Raw genomic sequence first — 18,393 nt, 5'->3', positions numbered from 1 at the left:
GATGCTGGAACGTCTGGCCCGCTTCGTCGTGGAGAAGCGGATATTCGTGATCATGATGGTGGTCGCTCTGATCATCGTTGGCGGCAGCGCCGTGACGACGCTGCCGATCGAGGCTTTTCCGGACGTGCAGGACGTCCAGGTGGTCGTCATCAGCCAGCGGCCGGGGCAGGCGCCGGAGGAGGTCGAGCGCTCCATATCGCTGCCGATCGAGCGTGCGCTGGCCGGGACGCCAGGGGTCAATGACATCCGTTCGGTCTCGATCACCGGCCTCTCCGTCGTAACGCTGATCTTCAACGACGGGACCGACGATTATTTCGCTCGATCCCAGGTGCTTGAAAAGCTGCGCGACGCCGATCTTCCGGACGGCGTCGTGCCCAGTCTGGCGCCCCTTTCCACCGCGGTCGGCGAAGTCTATCGCTATGTTCTCGACAAGCCCAAGGACATGCCGCTGTACGAAGCGCGCGCGATCCAGGACTTCGTGGTGCGTCCGGCGCTTCGCATGGTGCCAGGTGTCGCGGACGTCACCAGCTTTGGCGGCAGCATCAAGCAATATCAGATCCTGATCCGTCCGGATCTGCTCAAACGCTATGGCGTCACGGTCGCCGACATCCAGTCGGCGGTGGGCAACGCCAATTCCAACGTCGGCGGCGGCGTCATTCCGCGCGGCGACGAGGTTGTCGTGGTGCGCGGCATCGGCCTTTATCAGGGCATAGACGATGTCGGGAACACCGTGGTCAAGGCGCAGAACGGCAATACCGTGCGCGTTCGAGACCTGGGTGACGTGAAGATCGGCACGCCCGAACGAAGCGGCATGGTCGCCTATGACCACAAGGACGATGTGAGTGAAGGCATCGTCACCATGGTAAAGGGCCAGAATGCCGCTGTGGTCGTCGCCGGCGTCCGCGAGGCGGTGGACAGGTTGAACGCGCAGTTCCGCCTTGACGCCCAGCGAACGGGGCATGAACCGATCCAGATCAGGGCGACCTATCAGCGCACGAAGCTGCTGGACCGCACGGTCGAGACGGTCGCAGAAAACCTGGTCGTCGGCGCGACTCTCGTGACGGTGCTGCTGCTCGTCTTCCTGCGCAACTGGCGCGCCGCTCTCGTCGTCGCGGCGATCATTCCGCTGGCGCTGCTCGCTGCCTTTTCCGGGCTCAGCTTCGCCAATGTGCCGGCCAATCTGATCTCCATGGGGGCGGTCGATTTCGGCATCATCATCGACTCTGCCGTGGTGCTGGTCGAAGCGCTGATGGTCGCACTGGCGCTGGAGGCGGCGAAACATCAGGGTACCCAGCCCGACAAGATCCGCCGCAAGCAGGTATTGCGCAATACGGTCACCAGCCTGGCGCGGCCGATCCTCTTTTCAAAGGCCATCATCATCATGGCCTTTGTACCCATCTTCACCTTCCAGCGGGTGGAAGGAAAGATGTTCTCGCCGGTGGCGCTGACGCTGTCCTTCGCGCTGGGCGCCGCATTGGTGCTCACCCTGTCCTTTCTGCCCGCCGTGCTCGGTTTCCTGGTGGAACGCTACGACATGGCTGAAAAGCACATTGCGTGGATGGACCGGCTGAAGGATGGCTATCGGCGGATCATCACCCGGTCGCAGCCGCGCACGAAGGTTCTTTTCGGCGCCTCCGCGCTGGTGCTGCTCATCACGGTCGCGCTGGTGCCCCGGCTGGGTTCGGAATTCCTGCCCAAGCTTGATGAAGGCAATATCTGGCTGACCGTGCAATTGACCCCGTCGGCATCGATGGACACCACCCGCAAGGTGGAAGCGCGCATTCGCGGGATCATGCTGTCCTATCCTGAAGTCGCCCATGTAGGTTCGGAAACCGGGCGCCCTGACGACGGTACCGACCCCAAGGGGCCGTCCAGCATGCAGATGCTGATCGACCTCAAGCCACGGAACACATGGCGTCCGCAATTCCCGACCAAGGCGGCGCTGGAGGACGACATGCGCAGGAAGATCGCCGCCATACCCGGTGTGCCGACCAATTTCAGCCAGGTGATCGAGGACAGTGTCGAGGAAAGCCTGTCCGGCGTGAAGGGCGAAATCTCCATCAAGATCATCGGCACCGACCTCAACATCCTGGAAGCGCTTGGCGAAAAGACAGCGCGCGTGGTTGCGGCCGTGCCTGGCGCTTCGGATGTCGATGCCGTGAAGATCGGCGGCCAGACCGAAGTGCGCGCCGTGCTGGATCGGGATGCCATGGCCCGCTACGGCCTGAATTCCGATGATGCCAACAAGGCGATCGCGACGGCGTTCGGCGGCGCGACGGTCGGTTCAGCCTATGAAGGTGACCGGAATTTCGACATTGTCGTGCGCTTTGCGGCGGACCAGCGCAATGCGATCGACGATGTCGCCCAGCTGCAAATTCCGCTGCCGGCGGGCGGCACCATCTCGCTGGGCGAGGTTGCGCATATCAGCGTTGAAATGGGCGCGTCCCGCATCAGCCGCGAAAATGGCAGTCGCAACGTCGCGGTGAAGGCGAATGTCGACGGTCGCGACCAGGGCGGCTTCGTGGCGGATGCACAAAAGGCGGTGGCCGAGCAGGTGAAGCTGCCCGCCGGCTACCGGATGGTTTGGGGCGGCCAGTTCGAAAATCAGCAGCGCGCCATGAAGCGGCTGGAAATGATCGTTCCCATCGCGCTCTTTGGCATCTTCATCCTGCTTTTCGGAGCGTTCCGTTCGGTGCGATCGGCCCTGCTGATCCTTGCGATGGTTCCTTTCACCGCCATCGGGGGCGTTGCGGCGCTCGCGCTCGCAGGCCTTCATATGTCGGTATCCGCGGCTGTCGGATTCATCGCTGTCGCCGGCATCTCCGTCCAGAATGGCGTGGTGATGCTGGAGCATATTACCCACAGATTTGAAAATGGCGACGCCTTTGGCATGGCCGTGGTGGAGGGTGCGATCGACCGCCTGCGGCCGATATTGATGACGGCCCTGATGGCGGGGCTGGGCCTGCTGCCGGCGGCGCTGTCGACGGGGATAGGGTCCGAGACGCAGCGTCCCTTTGCGTGCGTCATCGTCGGCGGCATCATCTCCGCAACCTTGTTCATGCTGCTGCTCTTGCCTCTCTCACTGCTGTGGATAGAGCGCGAACGGCAACCGGCCTGACCTGCCGCCTTCTGAACAGCGGTCGAAAGTGCTTGGGACGTCAGTTCATGAGGTCGTGATAGTGCGTCGGCGGCAATGGGAGGGTGGCGCGCGCCATGGCGCCCGAGACGAGAAGAAATGCCATCGTCAGCAAAGCCAGCCTCCTTGCGTGCAGGGCTTTCCCCGGCTGCCAAAGGATGATCCACCCCAGCGCCGTCGCCAGCATGACCCAGAGGTGATAGCGCAGGTCGGACGAAATGCTGATCAGGACGAAGCTCGCCTCCTGAAAGAGCGCGGAGAGGAACAGCGCCGTTGCAAGGTCGCGCCGCGCATCCGCCGGTCGATGCCAGGCGTTCCACAATCCCCAAATGGCAGCCACGGTCCAGAGGATCGGCCACGCCAGGGGAACGTCCGTCATCCATCCTGCGGCCTTCTGCCATTGCATCGCAATGGGCGAGGGGTCGGCGAAACCCAGATCATTGGGTTCCGATCGCATCGGCGGCGCTGCCAGGGGCCAGTGCAATGGCACGAGCCAGCGCTCGGTCGAATTCAGATGCGCGAGCCGATGGGCGGCATAGGCGGCGGGATGTGTCGCCAGCGCTCTGGAAAATTGGCGGAAGAGCTGGCCGAGCGATGCGTGGCTCCAGGGACGGATGGCGGCGGCGCATGTGGCATTTTCGTCGAGAGGATCCCAGAACAGCGGCTTGACGCAATGATGCGCCTGCAGCACCCAGATGGACGGACGCGGAAGGCCGAAGGACGGGTCGTCCGTCCGGACGGCTATCGCGGCAAGGTCATATATCGGCTGGCTGCTGCGCACGCCGCTGTCGCGCGCGCCAAGCAGGACATGATTGACCGGCTGGGACAGAAGCAGCGCGGCCGGGATCGCCACGATCATGGCCGCGATCCAGGCAAGGTCATTGCGCGGCCGGGGCAAGAGCAGCATCGCGATGGGTATTGTGGAAAATGCGCCGTTCGCGCGGACCAGCGTGGCATAGACCAGGCAGACAATGGCGATCGTCGAGGCGGTAAGGGGAACGGGCCTGCCGCGCAATCGATAAGCGCTGACAATGCCGGTGGCCAAGGTCAACGCACCTGCAAGCTGGCTGTCTTTGATCACGACCGCGAGCCAGCCGAGCAGCAGTGGCGACGCACCGACGGCCAGCAGCGCCGCAGCCTTGCGGTTGCTGCCGACCGCCTGTCCTGTCAATCCCAGTCCGATCCAATATGCCGCCATCTGGATGACCAGCAGAACCGCGGCGCTAGGCCCGGCGAAAGCGAACAGGGACCAGAGCCGCGCCATCACCGGCGGATGCCAGTCGGTGTAGCTTTGGCTCAGTATCTCGCGATACTGGACGATAGTGTCATATGCGGCGATGCCTGGCCAGAACAGCGGCAGTGATGCGGCCAGAAGCAAGCATGCAGCGATCATCGGCCAGGCCGGCGCGGAGCCCATCCGCTGTTCTGGGCTGCCCTCCATCGCTTTGCTTGCCTCCATCAGGTGACTTCCCGAATATATTGATATGCGAAGCTTCATCCAGTCAGCATGATGCAATCCTCATGGAGCATGACCTTGCTTTCGCCAAGACCAGACGCTCGTGCGCGTCGCGGCGGACTGGCCGGACAGCCGCCCTGTGGAAAGCCATGGCTGGGGTGCCGTTCAAATTATATGCGGACCAGAGCGAATCCATTCGATCGGAAGCTGTCTTCGGGCAGGAATTCACGCAAAAAATCAATGGCGGCAATCTGATTCGACCAGATGGAACCCTCTCTAGTCCGTTCGGCCTAAAATTATGGCGAACGCCGGTGGTAGATTCGTTGCACCATCTCCGGGGTCATGGAGAGGTAGAAATGGGAGGATGAATATGAGGGCCGTAAAACCCGCATTCCACTACACCGTCTCCGCTGCGTGTATTGCGATTGCAATGGCTGGGTCGTCGACTATCGCGCAGGCGCAGTCGGGCAACCAGGCCAGCAATCTTGAAGATATCATCGTGACGGCACGCCGGGTCGAGGAAAATCAACAGAAAATTCCGGTCGCCGTGACGACATTGACGGCGGCGTCCATGGAACGCCGAAACGTGGTTGCAGTGAACGATCTTCAGTTCAGTGTCCCCAATCTGCAGATCAAGCCCAGCAACAATAATCCAAGCCTGCCCGAATTCATCATTCGCGGACAGCGTCAGGTTCTCTATACCGATGAGAACGTCGTGACATATGTCAACGGCGTTGCGCAAAGTACGCGCGGTCTGTCTCTCTATGACCTTGAAAATGTTCAGGCGCTAAAGGGTCCCCAGGGGACGCTCTTCGGCAAGAATTCGATGGGTGGCGCCATGGTCTTCACCACCGCCCGGCCCAAATTCGATCCTGAAGCGCGTTTTGACCTGGAAATGGGCAATTACAATCGCGTCCAGGGCACCGTGATGGGCAACATTCCCCTAATCGACGAAGTGGCGGCGCTCCGCATCGCCGGGCGAATCGAGAGGCAGGATGGATTCTTCAAGAATCTGCGTCCGGGTGGCAAGGATCTGAACGACCGAAACAACGAAAGTTTCCGTGTCTCCCTTTTGGTGAAACCGGGCGATCGTTTTGAAAACCTCACGACATTCGACTATATTCACAAAGACGAAATACCCACGCCGTCCTTGATCGAGGCTGCGCCGCTCGCAAATAATTTCTTCCGCAGCGTCACGCAGCAGGCGGTGACGCAGCAAAGCGCCCTTGGTGGCAGCACTCCTCTTGTGGACACGGCCAACGGTCTTTTGGTGCGCCAAGGCAATCCATTCCGCTCGGTCGCCTTCACGGGCATTGGTAAAACGCTCACCAATGCGCGTTATCCTGCCCTGACAGGCTTCGGGGCACGTTCCGAAGTCTATGGGATCGCCAATACCACCAGCTTCGAACTGAGTGACGCGGTCACGCTGAAGAACATCATCGGCGCCCGCTATGAGGAGGCTCTGGACTTTCAGGATCCTTCGGGAATTACCGGAATGACTTTCGACTTCGGTACGTTGTTCGGCGCGCCTCCAGGGTTTGTGACAGGTCAGGCTACGAACAACGACACATATTATCGAAATCAGTATAAAACATTTTCTGATGAGTTCCAGGTCATCGGAAGATGGGGTAATCTCAATCTGATTACCGGCTTGTACTATGCCCATGTCAAGCATCAGTATAACGTCAATTCATCCTTCGTCGTCGGCCCCGCATCTTTCTACGGTCCGGCTTTTGAGAAGCATGGAGCGATGCGGGATTCGACCGAATCGATGGCTGCGTTTGCTCAGGGCACCTATGATTTCAGTGGTGTCGGGCTGGACGGCCTGCGCCTGACGCTGGGCGCGCGTTATACCCGCGACAAGAAAGAGATGCGGGGGGAAGGTTTCTACTCTACGTCTACGGAGACAGTGCAGTCGTGGAATCCTGCGTTCCCGCAAGGACAATGCAACGAACTGAACGGCACTTTCGGCAATGCTGTCGGCGTGAACAATGGCGCTGAATGCTCTTTGACGAACCATCGGACCTATAAGGCTGTAACCTGGACAGGATCGCTGGAATATCAAGCGACGCCCGACACACTCCTGTATTTCGCCTCGCGCCGGGGCTTCAAGGCAGGCGGCCCGAACCCGACGACCCGAGTCCTTGAATTCAGCATGTTCGGACCGGAGAAGATTACGGACTTCGAATTGGGGCTCAAACATCAGGGGCGCCTGGGCAGCGTTCCCTATCGTCTGAACATTGCCGGATTTATCGGCAAATATCGCGATATCCAGACGTCGGATATCCTTCAATTCTGCACCAACGACAACGTAGGCTGCTCTGGTGGCGGCGTGTTCACCGAACTCATCCTCCTCAATGTCGGCAAGGCCACGATCAAAGGCATCGAAGTGGAAGGTTCGATCAAGCCGGTCCCGCAGCTTGAGTTGAATGCCGGCTATTCCTATCAGGTTGGCCGCTATGGCAGTGGTTCTATCGTGCCTCAGCCTACCGACCCTGCCAATCCGGTCAACGCGGCCAATCCCATCAACTTCGCGGGTGGGGTGGACCTTTCGGGCAAGGAATTCGCGGGTGTTCCACGCCAGACGCTGACGCTCTCTGGGACGTATGAGGCCGACTTCATCCCCGAAAGCTTTGCCAAGACGCGTTTGAGCGTGAATTACTTCTACCGCACGAAAACCAAGGGGCTGGCGGTGCAGGGTAATTTCGGAACGCCTGCTTTCGATACGCTTGGCGCGCGCCTGTCGTTCGATCAACTTTTCGAATCCAACTTCTCCCTTGCCCTGTGGGGATCGAACATAACAAACAATTATTACAAGCTTTACTGCAGCAATAACCTCAACAGCATCGGCTACGCCGCTTGCAAGTGGGGCGATCCGCGCACCTATGGCGCGACGCTGTCAGTCAAGTTCTGATCAACAAGACCACCGGGCGATGCGATTGCATCGCCCGGTTTTTTGCGTCTGTCGCATTCGCCGCCCGGACGTTCGGGTCGCGGTGTTCCTCGCCGAGCGGGACGCGATGTGGAAATGCCCTACATGGTTGGAACGGGTACCGGCGGCTGCAGCCTGCCCAGCGCGAACATGCCAAGCGCGCCCATACCCATGACCCCCCCCAGGACCAGCAACATCATGTCGTAAGTGCCGGTTCGGTCGTATATCCAGCCGGCGCCGATCGGCCCCATCGTCGCGGCGACCGCGGCGATCGAATTGATGCCGCCAAGCAGTGCGCCAAAGCTGCGCATGCCGAAATATTTCGACACCAGATAGATGACGACGTCATTCTCCGCGCCGACGGTAGCCCCGAAAATGGCCGTCGCGATCACAAGCACGCCAACGCCGGGATCGTGCTGCATCATCAACCCCAGGCCGAACAGGGGCAACAGGAAGATGAGGGTCGCGACGATATGGGTGGGGAAGATGTCGAGGAGATGCCCGACCGAAAGTCGGGCAACCAGGCCGACGATGCCGACAAGCGCCGCGATCTGCGCCGCTGCCCCAAGGCTGATATTCTTGCTCATCAGAAGGGGAACCAGATTGGGCGCGAGCGCCATCGTATATAGTATGAAACTGAACATGCCGCCGACGATCAGCCAATAGGCCGGCTGGCGCATGGCTTCCCGCGCTGTCACGCCGGGGAGGGAAGAGGTGGGATCCATGCCCATCGGCGCAGCTGCGGATCGCGCCGGGCCGGTCGGCCGGGCAAAGAGGCTGACGGAGAAGGGCAGCGTAAGGCCGAGCCAGATGGCGGCTGTACCGATCAACGCTGCGCGCCATTGAAAGGCTTCGATCAGTGCCGTCGCGATGAGCGGCGCGAGGGCCGCCGTCAGGGATGAACCGCTGAGCACGGCGGCAATGGCCAGCCCTCTCCCTTTGTCGAACAGGGCGGCGATGCTTCTGGTCCATACCGGACCCTGCATCATTCCAACAGCCAGTGCCACCAGCGCCCAAAGCGCAATCCAGTTGCCCATGCTTCCGTCCGCCTGGGACAGCAGTGCGAAGGACAAACACAGCAGCAACTGGCCGAAAAGGGCGACGGGCCGCGCACCGAAGCGATCGACCGCGAGCCCGCCCAGCAGGTTGAACAGTATCGCCGCCCCTGACATGACCGTAAAACCGGACATGGTCTGCGCGCGCGACCAGCCAAATTCCTGCTCGATCGCACCCACGAACGGGCCGAAGCAGAAAGTCTGAAGACCTATGCAGGAATAGCCCATCGCGCCGCCCAGCACCACCGGCCAATATCTGCGCCACTCCTCCTTGGCCGATTGGGGGGATCCGCTGAAATGCGTCATGGCTGGCATCCTCTCTGTCGTCGGTCTTCGTGCTTGGCCTATCTTCCCAAAGGGAATTGCAATTCGCTCAAACGGACGAAGCCTGGAGCAGCGAAGGATATTAGGGCGCGATCGAGGGCAGGACTGCCGCTGCCTCTATCGGTCGGAGAGAGGTGCATGAAGTTTCTGGACATTGCGACAGGCGATCGGGATGGCATCGTGCATGTGACCATGAATCGCGGCCCGGTGAATGCCGTGGACCAGGCGATGTATGTCGAGATCGCGGAGCTGTTCAGAAATCCCGACGCGTTCTGCAAATCGGTACGGGCCATCATATTGAGCGGCGCTGGCCGGCATTTCTGCGGTGGTAACGACCTGGACGAATTCGCGTCGATGACCCCCGTGAACGCGCGCGAACGCATGTGGCGGGTACGCGAAGCCTTTTTCGCGATCATGGAATGCGCGGTCCCCGTCATAGGCGTGGTGAGGGGTGCCGCCCTGGGCACCGGGCTGGCGATCGCGGCGTCCTGCGACTTTGTACTGGCGGGTGAGGATGCGCTCTTCGGCTTGCCCGAACTGACGGTCGGCGTGATGGGCGGGGCGCGTCACCTCGCCCGCCTTGCGCCACAGCCGCTGGTCCGCCGCATGTATTTCACGGGAGAGGCGATGTCGGCGCCGGACTTCGCCGCGGCAGGCGGCGCGATCAAGGTCTGCGACGGTGAGACCGTGCTGGCCGAGGCGGAACGCCTGGCAGGACGGATCGCAGGATATAGCCCCACGGCGGTCCGGGTCAGCAAGCGCGTTCTCGATCGTATCGAGTGGATGGACGTTCAAGAGGGCTATGCGTTCGAACAATCGGCGACCGAGAGGATGAGCGGCCATCCCGATTCCAAGGAAGCCCTGGCGGCGTTCCGCGAAGGGCGCGATCCGTCCTACCTTCCGCTCGACCGTAATGCCGGCTGGTACGGTCTATGAGCGGGGAGCGGGCAACAGCGCTGCCGGATATGTTCCCCGCCGGCGGCGCTTTCGTGCTCGGCGGAAGCGGCGGACTGGGTTCGGCGATATGCCAGGCGTTCGCGCAAGCCGGCATACCCGTGGCGTTCAGCTATCGCAGCGATGAGGCGGCTGCCCGGCGGGTAGCGGACATGGTCGAAAGCTATGGCGTACGGGCGAGAATCTACGCCGTGGACGCCCGCGAACGAGCTGTTGTCAACGATGCGTTGAGCAAGGCGGCAGAGGACTTCGAAGGGCTTCACAGCATCATATACGCGGCCGGCCCGTCCTTTTCGCCCGAGTTCTTCGGTCGGACATCAGAGGATATGTGGCGCAGCTGGCTGGAAGGCGATGTCCTGGCGGCGATCCATCTGGCGCAGGAATCGATCGTTCACTTGCGGCGCAGCCGTGGCGCTTTCCTGACTCTGAGCAGCTATCAGGGTGACATGATCGAGGTGCGGGGCGGCACCTCGGCGATATCGAAGGCGGCGCTCGATCGCATGATCGCCGTCATCGCCAAGGAGGAAGGCCGATATGGCGTCCGGGCGAACAGCCTGCGTTGCGGCTGGATTTCCAGCAAGACCAATGATCGGCTTCTGGCGGCGATGCCCGGCCTCGCGGAGAGCAAGCGCAGGTCGATTCCGCTGGGACGTCTGGGACTGCCAGAAGAAATAGGCCAGACCGCGCTATTCCTTTGTTCTCGTCTGGCCGGCTTCATCACCGGCCAGACTATCACCGCCGATGGCGGGGAGGCGGTTTAGCTGTAGTGTCCGGCCATGGAAGCGGTCGGTATCAGCAAATCGCCTGTGAAAGCTTGCGCTCCCCCAGCGACGGTTATTCGGTTCCGCCGCGTGACACAGGAATGAGCGCGCCCGATATGCCGCGCGACGCCGGGGAGGCGAGGAACAGGATCAGGTCCGCGATTGCCGCTGGCTGCACGAATTTCGAAAAATCGGCGTCGGGCATGTCGGCGCGATTGGTCGGGGTGTCGATCACGTTCGGCAATACGGCATTGACGGTGCAGGATGTGTCGGCAAGCTCGGCCGCGAGGGCTTCGGTGATCTTGTGGACGGCGGTCTTGGAGGCGGCGTAGGTCGCCATTCCGGCCGCCGCCGATGTCGCGGACATCGATCCGATGTTGATGATCCGGGCATTTGGCCGGTTGCGTAACTGGGGAAGCGCGGCCTTGGTCATGTTGAGGCAGGTCATGGCGTTCATGGAGAACATGCGGGACCAGCTTTCCATCGTGCTGTCGGCCAGCGTCTCCCATGTGAAGCCGCCGGCCACGTTCACGAGGATGTCGGGCGGTCCCATTGTTTCGACGATCGCGTCGATCGTCCGATTGGCGCAATCGGCATCCGCCAGGTCGACGCCGCCAAAATCGACACAGCCCGCCAGAGCGGCGCGAGGCTGCGCATAATCGACGCGGGCAACGCGATCGCCATTGGCAAGCAGGGCGGCGCAGACGGCCTCGCCCAATATCCCGAACGCCCCGGTCACGACGGCAATGCGCGGCAACATTTCTTCCTCCTGGATAAATCTCCGTAAGGCCACGGCCATTGCCGCAATCCTCAATGCTGCACACGTTCAAACGGACGAACCGCGCGGCGCGATCTTCCTGCAATAGGCCTTCCGGCCATCCAGTGGAGCATATATGCTATTGAACGAAACTCAGAGCGCGATCAGGGACGCGGTGCGGGCATTCGCACAGGACCGGATCAGGCCCAACAGCTTCGCATTCGAATCGGCCAAAGCCTATCCCGACAGCCTCTTTGAAGAAATGGCGACCCTGGGCCTGATGGGCATGACCGCGCCCGAAGCCGTGGGCGGGGCAGGGGCCGACTATATATCCTATGCACTGGCGCTGATGGAGATCGCTGCGGCTGACGGCGCTCTCTCGACCATCGTCAGCATCCAGAACAGCCTGATCGTCGCGGGTTTGCTGAAGGACGGCACGCCGGCGCAGCAGGCGCGCTTCCTTCCTGACTTGATCGCCGGCCGCCTGATCGGCGCATTTGCCCTCACGGAGACCGACGCGGGTTCCGATGCGTCGGCGATCCGGACGCGGGCCGTGAAGGTGGAGGGCGGCTATGTCCTCAACGGCGGGAAACAGTTCATCACGTCCGGCCGCATCGCCGGTATTGCCATGGTCTATGCCGTGACCGATCCGGCGGCAGGCAAGCGCGGCATCACCGCCTTCATCGTGCCTACGGACAGCAAGGGATATGCGGTCGACAAGGTCGAACATAAATTGGGCCAGGCCGCGTCCGATACATGCGCGATCCGCTTCGATGATCTGTTCGTGCCCGATGACCTGCGGCTGGGTGCGGAAGGCGCGGGCTATGGCATCGCGCTGGCCAATCTGGAAGCGGGCAGGATAGGGATTGCCGCGCAATGCATCGGCATGGCGCAGGCCGCTCTCGACATCGCGATCGGCTATGCCAAGGAACGCAAGAGTTTCGGCAAGCCGATCATAGATCATCAGGCCGTCGGTTTCAGGCTGGCCGACCTGGCCGCGAAGCTGGAGGCGGCCAGGCAGCTGGTCCTGCATGCCGCCTCGATGAAAGATGGACATCTGCCATGCCTTGCCGAGGCGTCGATGGCGAAGCTGGTCGCGTCGGAGACCGCCGAAACCGTCGTTTCCGGCGCGCTCCAGACCTTGGGCGGCTACGGCTATCTTGAGGAATTCGGCGTCGCAAAAATCTATCGCGATGTCCGCGTATGCCAGATTTACGAGGGAACGTCCGATATTCAGCGGATGGTCATCGCCCGCTCACTCTAGGAGGTACAAAACATGACCGACGACCCCGTCGTGATCCTTGGCTATGCGCGCACGCCGATGGGCGGCTTCCAGGGCGCGTTGTCCGGGATGAAGGCCACGGAACTGGGCGCTGCCGCGATCAGGGCTGCGGTCGAGCGATCCGGCATGGAACGCTCCATGATCGATCGGGTCTATATGGGCTGCGTCCTTCCCGCGGGCCTGGGGCAGGCTCCGGCGCGACAGGCGGCGCTTGGCGCCGGATTGCCCCAGTCAGCGGAGGCGACGACAGTCAACAAGATGTGCGGCTCAGGCATGCAGGCGGTCATCATGGCGGCGGAGGCGCTTGCCTCGGGCGCAGCGGCAGCGATCGTTGCGGGCGGCATGGAAAGCATGAGCAACGCGCCCTATGCGCTGCCAAAACATCGCGCCGGTGCACGCATCGGTCATGATCGCGTCATTGACACGATGATGATGGACGGCCTTGAGGACGCTTATGCGCCGGGCAAGCCCATGGGCGCCTTTGCGGAGGACGCCGTCCGCGAATATCAGTTTTCGCGTGCCGAGCAGGACGATTATGCGCTGCGTTCGCTCAGCCGCGCGACCGATGCCATCGCAAGCGGCGCTTTCGCGCATGAGATCGAGCCCGTCCGCGTGCCCGGCCGGGGCGGCGACGTCATTGTCGATACGGACGAACAGCCCGGCAAGGCCCGACCCGACAAGATTCCTTCACTAAAGCCGGCCTTTCTCGAAGGCGGCACGATCACCGCCGCCAATGCCTCGTCCATTTCCGACGGTGCGGCTGCCCTGTTGTTGACCCGTGCCAGCGTCGCGGTGAAGCACGGTCTGCCCGCCATCGCCAGGATCGTCGCGACCGCCGCACATGCCCACGATCCTGCAAAGTTCACCACGGCCCCGGTCCCGGCGATCCGCAAGCTGCTGGAGAAAACGGGCTGGTCCATCGGGGATGTCGATCTGTTCGAGATCAACGAAGCCTTCGCGGTCGTCGCCATGATCGCCGCCAGGGATCTTTCCATTCCCGCAGACAAGCTAAACGTGAACGGCGGCGCGACTGCCCTCGGCCATCCAATCGGCGCATCGGGTGCCCGCATATTGGCGACGCTGCTCGCAGCATTGCAGAATCGCGGGTTGAAGCGTGGCATAGCTTCATTGTGCATTGGTGGGGGTGAAGCTACCGCGATCGCCGTCGAACTGATGTGACCCGAAGCAGATTGAAGGAGTAGGAATATGGATCTCACGAACATGCCGGCGATTGTCACTGGCGGCGCTTCGGGCCTCGGCAATGCGACGGCCCGGATGCTGGCAGCAGCAGGCGCGAAGGTCGCCATTTTCGATCTGAATGAGGAGGTCGGCCAGAAAGCGGCGCAGGAACTGGGCGGCGCCTTCTTCAAGGTCAACGTGGCCGAGGACGAAAGCGTCGCCGAAGGGCTGCGCCGGGCTGCCGAGAGGCATGGCACGGCGCGCATCCTGGTCAATTGCGCGGGCATCGCGCCCGCGGTGAAGACCGTCGGCAAGGAAAATGTGCCGCACGCGCTGGATATCTATCGCCGGACGATCGAAGTGAACCTGATCGGCACCTTCAACATGATCTCGAAATTTGCCGCGCAGCTTGCCGCCGCGGAGGAAATCGAGGGCGAGCGCGGCGTGATCGTCAACACAGCGTCGGTCGCGGCCTTTGACGGGCAGATCGGGCAAGCCGCCTATTCGTCGTCCAAGGGCGGCGTGGTTGGCATGACGCTTCCGGTGGCGCGCGATCTCGCCCAGTTCAAGATCCGCGTGATGACGATTGCTCCCGGCATCTTCCTGACGCCAATGCTGGAATCCTTTCCGCAGAATGTCCAGGATGCCCTGGGCGCGCAGGTGCCCCATCCCAGCCGGCTCGGCAAACCTTCCGAATATGCGCAGCTCGTCGAAAGCATCATCCGCAATCCGATGCTCAATGGCGAAGTCATCCGGCTGGATGGCGCCATCCGCATGGCCCCGCGATGACCGAGACGCACAATGGCCTGCGGGTCGAGCGGGACGGCGCCGTCATGCGCCTCACGCTCGACCGGCCGGCGGTCGGCAACGCCATCGATATCCCGATGGCGCGCGCCTTCATGGATGCGGCCATCCTCTGTGATGAGGATGACGGCGTGCGGTGCGTTTTGATCAGCGGGGCAGGCCGGCTGTTCTGCGCCGGCGGCGATGTGGCCGCATTTCACGGGGCGGGCGATGCGCTGCCATCATTCCTGAAGGAAATTACCGCCTATCTGCATTCGGGCATCGCCCGGCTTGCACGCATGGACAAGCCGGTCGTGACCGCCATCAATGGTCCCGTGGCGGGTGCGGGCGTCGGCCTTGCCCTTCTGGGCGACATTGTCCTGGCGGAGCCCGCAGCGCACATCACCCTGGCCTACACCGCGATCGGCATGGTGCCCGACGGGGGCACGACCTGGCTTCTTCCTCGGCTGGTCGGCCTGCGAAAGGCGCAGGAAATGATGCTGCGCAACCCCAGGATCTCGGCGGAGAATGCCGCGGCCATGAACCTCATCACTCGCGTGGTCGCGGAAGGAACCCTGGCGACCGAGGCCGATGCCATTGCGCTGGAGCTGAGCAATGCCGCGACGGGCGCGATCGGCGCGACGCGCGCGCTGCTGCTCGATGCCTTCACGCGACCTCTGGAAACACAGATGGAACTGGAAAGCCGCGCGATCGCCGCCCGCGCCCGGACGTTCGAAGGCCGAGAAGGCATTGCCGCGTTCGTCGAAAAACGTCCGCCGAATTTCCATCAGGAGAATAGTAAATGACCGATGCCTTCATTGTCGCAGCGGCGCGAACCGCAGGAGGGCGCCGAAAGGGTGCCTTGGCGGGCGTGCATCCCGCCGATCTGGGCGGCATGGTGCTGGACGCGCTGGTGGAGCGGTCCGGCATTGATCCCGCCGCGATAGAGGATGTGATCGCCGGATGCGTCAGCCAGGCCGGCGAGCAGTCTTTCGCCCTCGGCCGCAACATGGTGCTGGCGTCCGGCCTGCCCGACAGCGTGCCTGCAGTCACGATCGACCGGCAATGCGGCTCCTCCCAACAGGCGCTGCATTTCGCGGCGCAGGCCGTGATGTCAGGCACGCAGGACCTGCTCATCGCCGCTGGTGTCGAGAGCATGACCCGCGTGCCGATGGGATCGAATTATACGCTGCATGCCCAGGCCGGAATGGGCCAGGGGCCCTGGAGCCGCCGGATACTGGACCGTTACGGCGTATCCGAATTCAGTCAGTTTCATGGGGCCCAGGCGATAGCCGACAAATATGGCTTCAGTCGGGAGGATATGGATCGCTACGCGCTGGAGAGCCACAGGCGGGCGGCAGACGCGATCAAGGCTGGTCTCTTCCGCGAAGAGATCGTGCCCGTGCATGTCGATGGCACGATTTTCGACACGGATGAAGGCGTGCGCTTCGATGCCTCGCCAGAGGGCATGGCCGGGGTGAAGCCGATCATCGAGGGCGGCGCCATCACGGCGGCGAACGCCAGCCAGATGACCGATGGCGCATCGGGGGTTCTGGTGGCGAGCGCGCAGGCGGTGAAGGACCATGGGTTGACCCCTATTGCGCGCATTCATTCCCTGGCGGTCACTGCCGGGGACCCGGTCATCATGCTGGAGGAACCCATTCCCGCGACGCGCAAGGCCCTGGCCAGGGCCGGCATGACGCTGGAGGATATCGATCTCTTTGAAGTGAACGAAGCATTTGCTTCCATTCCCATGGCCTGGCTCAAGGCGCTGGGCGCCGATCCCGCGAAACTCAATGCCAGGGGTGGCGCGATTGCGCTGGGCCATCCGCTTGGCGCCAGCGGTACCAAGCTCATGACGACGATGATCCACGCCCTGCGACAGCAGGGCAAGCGGTGGGGCCTTCAGACCATGTGCGAAGGCGGCGGCATGGCCAATGTCACCATCGTGGAGGCGTTGTGATCATGCCCCGCACTTATGAGACCATCCTGGTCGAACGACGCGACGCCGTGACGCTGCTGACATTGAACCGGCCCGATGCGCTGAATGCCCTCAACAGCCAGGTTCTGGCCGACTTCACGGATGCGTTCGCCGAATATGAACGGGATCCCGATCAGAGATGCCTGATCGTGACCGGCAGCGCGAAGGCGTTTGCCGCCGGCGCCGACATCAAGGAAATGGTCGAGAAATCCGGCGCCGATTTCTTCCTCCAGGATTTTTTCGCCGGGTGGCAAAATCATGTCGCCGCGGCGCGCAAGCCATGGTTTGCCGCTGTGGCCGGCTTCGCACTGGGCGGCGGATGCGAACTTGCGATGATGGCGGACTTTATCATTGCGGCCGACACGGCGAAATTCGGACAACCGGAAATCAAGCTGGCCGTGGCGCCTGGCATGGGCGGTTCACAGCGTCTGACACGCGCCGTGGGCAAGGCCAAGGCGATGGACATGTGCCTGACAGGCAGGATGATGGACGCGGCGGAAGCGGAAAGGGCGGGTCTGGTCACCCGTGTCGTGCCCGCCGACCAGCTCATCGACGAAGCGTTCAAGACTGCCGCGGCGATCGCGGCGATGCCGCCCATGGCCGCGATGATCAACAAGGAAATGGTCAATCTCGCCTTCGAGACGACCCTGTCCCAGGCGCTGATTACCGAGCGGCGACTTTTTCAGATCCTGACGGCGACCGAGGACAGGCTGGAAGGCATGCAGGCGTTCGTCGAAAAGCGTGCCGGCAAATGGCGCGGCCGCTGAACGGCAGGGGGTAGGGAGAATATATGCGTACACGTTTCACGGACCTGATCGGCGTTCAATATCCGATCGTGCAGGGCGGCATGATGTGGGTCGGGCGGGCCGAACTCGCCTCGGCGGTGTCGAATGCCGGTGGTTTGGGCATGCTGACGGCGCTGACGCAGCCCACGCCCGACGATCTGCGCCGCGAAATCGATCGGTGCCGGGCCATGACCGACAAGCCGTTCGGCGTGAACCTGACCATCCTGCCGTCCGTGTCCCCGCCCCCCTATGCCGAATATCGCAGGGCGATCATCGACAGCGGCGTGAAGATCGTCGAGACGGCAGGATATAAGCCGCAGGAGCATATAGACGATTTCAAGGGGAACGGGATCAAGGTCATCCACAAATGCACGGCCGTCCGTCACGCATTGTCGGCAGAACGCATGGGAGCGGACGTGATCTCGATCGACGGCTTCGAATGTGCCGGCCATCCGGGGGAGGACGACATTCCGGGCCTCATCCTGATCCCGGCCGCCGCCGACAAGGTCAGGATCCCGATGATCGCGAGCGGTGGTTTCGGCGACGGTCGCGGCCTTGTCGCCGCCCTGGCGCTCGGCGCGGAGGGGATCAACATGGGCACGCGTTTCTGCGCCACCGTGGAGGCGCCGATCCATCCGCGGATCAAGCAGTTCATCGTCGATAATGATGAGCGGTCCACCAATCTGATCTTTCGCAAATTCCACAACACCGGCCGCGTTGCAAAGAACAGCGTGTCCGACGAAGTGGTTTCGATCAGCACGCGCGAAGACGCGGTCTTTGAAGATATCCGTCCCTTGGTATCGGGCGCCAAGGGACGTACCGCACTGGAGACCGGAGACGTCGATGCCGGACTCGTCTGGGCCGGGCAGGTTCAGGGGCTGATCCGCGACATTCCGACCTGCGATGCTCTGATCGCCCGTATCGTCGCAGAGGCCGAAGCGATCATCAGGGACAGGCTCGCCGGTTATCTGCGGCCCTGACCGGCTCTGGCAGGGCGCAGAAGGGGGC

14 protein-coding genes are annotated in these 18,393 nt (G+C 62.3%); 11 read left to right on the top strand and 3 right to left on the bottom strand.

Going from position 1 to position 18,393, the window contains the following annotated elements; genetic code table 11:
* Position 1 precedes the first annotated feature (1 nt).
* Positions 2–3,118 (top strand): efflux RND transporter permease subunit, encoded by a 3,117-nt coding sequence (locus MRBLMC3_RS12285; RefSeq protein ID WP_363829138.1) that lies wholly within the window; start codon positions 2–4, stop codon positions 3,116–3,118.
* A 40-nt stretch (positions 3,119–3,158) separates the two neighbouring features.
* Here MRBLMC3_RS12285 and MRBLMC3_RS12280 read toward each other — a convergent pair whose 3' ends face one another.
* Complete coding sequence (locus MRBLMC3_RS12280) at positions 3,159–4,595, bottom strand: hypothetical protein (protein WP_363829137.1); 1,437 nt, start codon at positions 4,593–4,595, stop codon at positions 3,159–3,161.
* A gap of 367 nt (positions 4,596–4,962) precedes the next feature.
* Between MRBLMC3_RS12280 and MRBLMC3_RS12275 the strand changes: the two genes are divergently transcribed.
* On the top strand, positions 4,963–7,506 hold the full coding sequence (locus MRBLMC3_RS12275) for a TonB-dependent receptor (protein WP_363752374.1): 2,544 nt from the start codon (positions 4,963–4,965) through the stop codon (positions 7,504–7,506).
* 119 nt (positions 7,507–7,625) lie between these two features.
* On the opposite strand, the gene MRBLMC3_RS12270 is transcribed toward MRBLMC3_RS12275, so the two are convergent.
* Positions 7,626–8,885, bottom strand: a complete 1,260-nt coding sequence (locus MRBLMC3_RS12270; RefSeq protein ID WP_363829136.1) for an MFS transporter — start codon at positions 8,883–8,885, stop codon at positions 7,626–7,628.
* Positions 8,886–9,041: 156 nt separating this feature from the next.
* Here MRBLMC3_RS12270 and MRBLMC3_RS12265 point away from each other — a divergent pair, with 156 nt between their 5' ends.
* Positions 9,042–9,839 carry an enoyl-CoA hydratase-related protein gene (locus MRBLMC3_RS12265; RefSeq protein ID WP_363829133.1) on the top strand — a complete coding sequence of 266 codons (798 nt, stop codon included), beginning with the start codon at positions 9,042–9,044 and terminating at the stop codon, positions 9,837–9,839.
* Positions 9,836–10,618, top strand: a complete 783-nt coding sequence (locus tag MRBLMC3_RS12260) for an SDR family NAD(P)-dependent oxidoreductase (protein ID WP_363829130.1) — start codon at positions 9,836–9,838, stop codon at positions 10,616–10,618. The genes MRBLMC3_RS12265 and MRBLMC3_RS12260 overlap by 4 nt, the downstream gene beginning before the upstream one ends.
* Positions 10,619–10,691: 73 nt before the next feature.
* On the opposite strand, the gene MRBLMC3_RS12255 is transcribed toward MRBLMC3_RS12260, so the two are convergent.
* On the bottom strand, positions 10,692–11,378 hold the full coding sequence (locus MRBLMC3_RS12255) for an SDR family NAD(P)-dependent oxidoreductase (protein ID WP_363829127.1): 687 nt from the start codon (positions 11,376–11,378) through the stop codon (positions 10,692–10,694).
* A 133-nt stretch (positions 11,379–11,511) separates the two neighbouring features.
* On the opposite strand from MRBLMC3_RS12255, the gene MRBLMC3_RS12250 reads away from it, so the two are divergent.
* The 7 genes from MRBLMC3_RS12250 to MRBLMC3_RS12220 are packed head-to-tail and all read left to right on the top strand — an operon-like array spanning position 11,512 to position 18,365.
* Positions 11,512–12,639, top strand: a complete 1,128-nt coding sequence (locus tag MRBLMC3_RS12250) for an acyl-CoA dehydrogenase family protein (RefSeq protein WP_363829124.1) — start codon at positions 11,512–11,514, stop codon at positions 12,637–12,639.
* A gap of 12 nt (positions 12,640–12,651) precedes the next feature.
* Positions 12,652–13,836, top strand: coding sequence for an acetyl-CoA C-acyltransferase (locus MRBLMC3_RS12245; protein ID WP_363829121.1), 1,185 nt, complete (start codon positions 12,652–12,654; stop codon positions 13,834–13,836).
* Positions 13,837–13,863: 27 nt separating this feature from the next.
* A complete protein-coding gene (locus MRBLMC3_RS12240; protein ID WP_363829118.1) occupies positions 13,864–14,625 on the top strand; it encodes a 3-hydroxyacyl-CoA dehydrogenase in 762 nt (253 codons plus the stop codon).
* A complete protein-coding gene (locus tag MRBLMC3_RS12235; RefSeq protein ID WP_363829115.1) occupies positions 14,622–15,425 on the top strand; it encodes an enoyl-CoA hydratase/isomerase family protein in 804 nt (267 codons plus the stop codon). Before MRBLMC3_RS12240 ends, MRBLMC3_RS12235 begins: the two co-directional genes overlap by 4 nt.
* Positions 15,422–16,582 (top strand): acetyl-CoA C-acetyltransferase, encoded by a 1,161-nt coding sequence (locus MRBLMC3_RS12230; RefSeq protein ID WP_363829112.1) that lies wholly within the window; start codon positions 15,422–15,424, stop codon positions 16,580–16,582. The genes MRBLMC3_RS12235 and MRBLMC3_RS12230 overlap by 4 nt, the downstream gene beginning before the upstream one ends.
* A gap of 2 nt (positions 16,583–16,584) precedes the next feature.
* Positions 16,585–17,367: an enoyl-CoA hydratase-related protein gene (locus tag MRBLMC3_RS12225; RefSeq protein WP_363829109.1), complete on the top strand. Its 783-nt coding sequence runs from the start codon at positions 16,585–16,587 to the stop codon at positions 17,365–17,367.
* Between the two features lie 23 nt (positions 17,368–17,390).
* Complete coding sequence (locus MRBLMC3_RS12220) at positions 17,391–18,365, top strand: NAD(P)H-dependent flavin oxidoreductase (RefSeq protein ID WP_363736400.1); 975 nt, start codon at positions 17,391–17,393, stop codon at positions 18,363–18,365.
* Positions 18,366–18,393: the final 28 nt, after the last annotated feature.

The organism is Sphingobium sp. LMC3-1-1.1 (assembly GCF_040676285.1).
Taxonomy (GTDB): Bacteria; Pseudomonadota; Alphaproteobacteria; order Sphingomonadales; family Sphingomonadaceae; genus Sphingobium.
Note: the sequence above shows the minus strand (reverse complement) of the source record. Positions and strands in the feature narration are given on the sequence as shown.

What these genes read in the sequence shown, in the direction of transcription:
- MRBLMC3_RS12275 (WP_363752374.1), top strand. Translation starts at nt 4,963, where the DNA reads ATGAGGGCCGTAAAACCCGCATTCCACTACACCGTCTCCGCTGCGTGT.
- MRBLMC3_RS12260 (WP_363829130.1), top strand. Translation starts at nt 9,836, where the DNA reads ATGAGCGGGGAGCGGGCAACAGCGCTGCCGGATATGTTCCCCGCCGGC.
- MRBLMC3_RS12270 (WP_363829136.1), bottom strand. Translation starts at nt 8,885, where the DNA reads ATGACGCATTTCAGCGGATCCCCCCAATCGGCCAAGGAGGAGTGGCGC.
- MRBLMC3_RS12265 (WP_363829133.1), top strand. Translation starts at nt 9,042, where the DNA reads ATGAAGTTTCTGGACATTGCGACAGGCGATCGGGATGGCATCGTGCAT.
- MRBLMC3_RS12235 (WP_363829115.1), top strand. Translation starts at nt 14,622, where the DNA reads ATGACCGAGACGCACAATGGCCTGCGGGTCGAGCGGGACGGCGCCGTC.
- MRBLMC3_RS12245 (WP_363829121.1), top strand. Translation starts at nt 12,652, where the DNA reads ATGACCGACGACCCCGTCGTGATCCTTGGCTATGCGCGCACGCCGATG.
- MRBLMC3_RS12280 (WP_363829137.1), bottom strand. Translation starts at nt 4,595, where the DNA reads ATGGAGGCAAGCAAAGCGATGGAGGGCAGCCCAGAACAGCGGATGGGC.
- MRBLMC3_RS12240 (WP_363829118.1), top strand. Translation starts at nt 13,864, where the DNA reads ATGGATCTCACGAACATGCCGGCGATTGTCACTGGCGGCGCTTCGGGC.
- MRBLMC3_RS12230 (WP_363829112.1), top strand. Translation starts at nt 15,422, where the DNA reads ATGACCGATGCCTTCATTGTCGCAGCGGCGCGAACCGCAGGAGGGCGC.
- MRBLMC3_RS12225 (WP_363829109.1), top strand. Translation starts at nt 16,585, where the DNA reads ATGCCCCGCACTTATGAGACCATCCTGGTCGAACGACGCGACGCCGTG.
- MRBLMC3_RS12255 (WP_363829127.1), bottom strand. Translation starts at nt 11,378, where the DNA reads ATGTTGCCGCGCATTGCCGTCGTGACCGGGGCGTTCGGGATATTGGGC.
- MRBLMC3_RS12220 (WP_363736400.1), top strand. Translation starts at nt 17,391, where the DNA reads ATGCGTACACGTTTCACGGACCTGATCGGCGTTCAATATCCGATCGTG.
- MRBLMC3_RS12250 (WP_363829124.1), top strand. Translation starts at nt 11,512, where the DNA reads ATGCTATTGAACGAAACTCAGAGCGCGATCAGGGACGCGGTGCGGGCA.
- MRBLMC3_RS12285 (WP_363829138.1), top strand. Translation starts at nt 2, where the DNA reads ATGCTGGAACGTCTGGCCCGCTTCGTCGTGGAGAAGCGGATATTCGTG.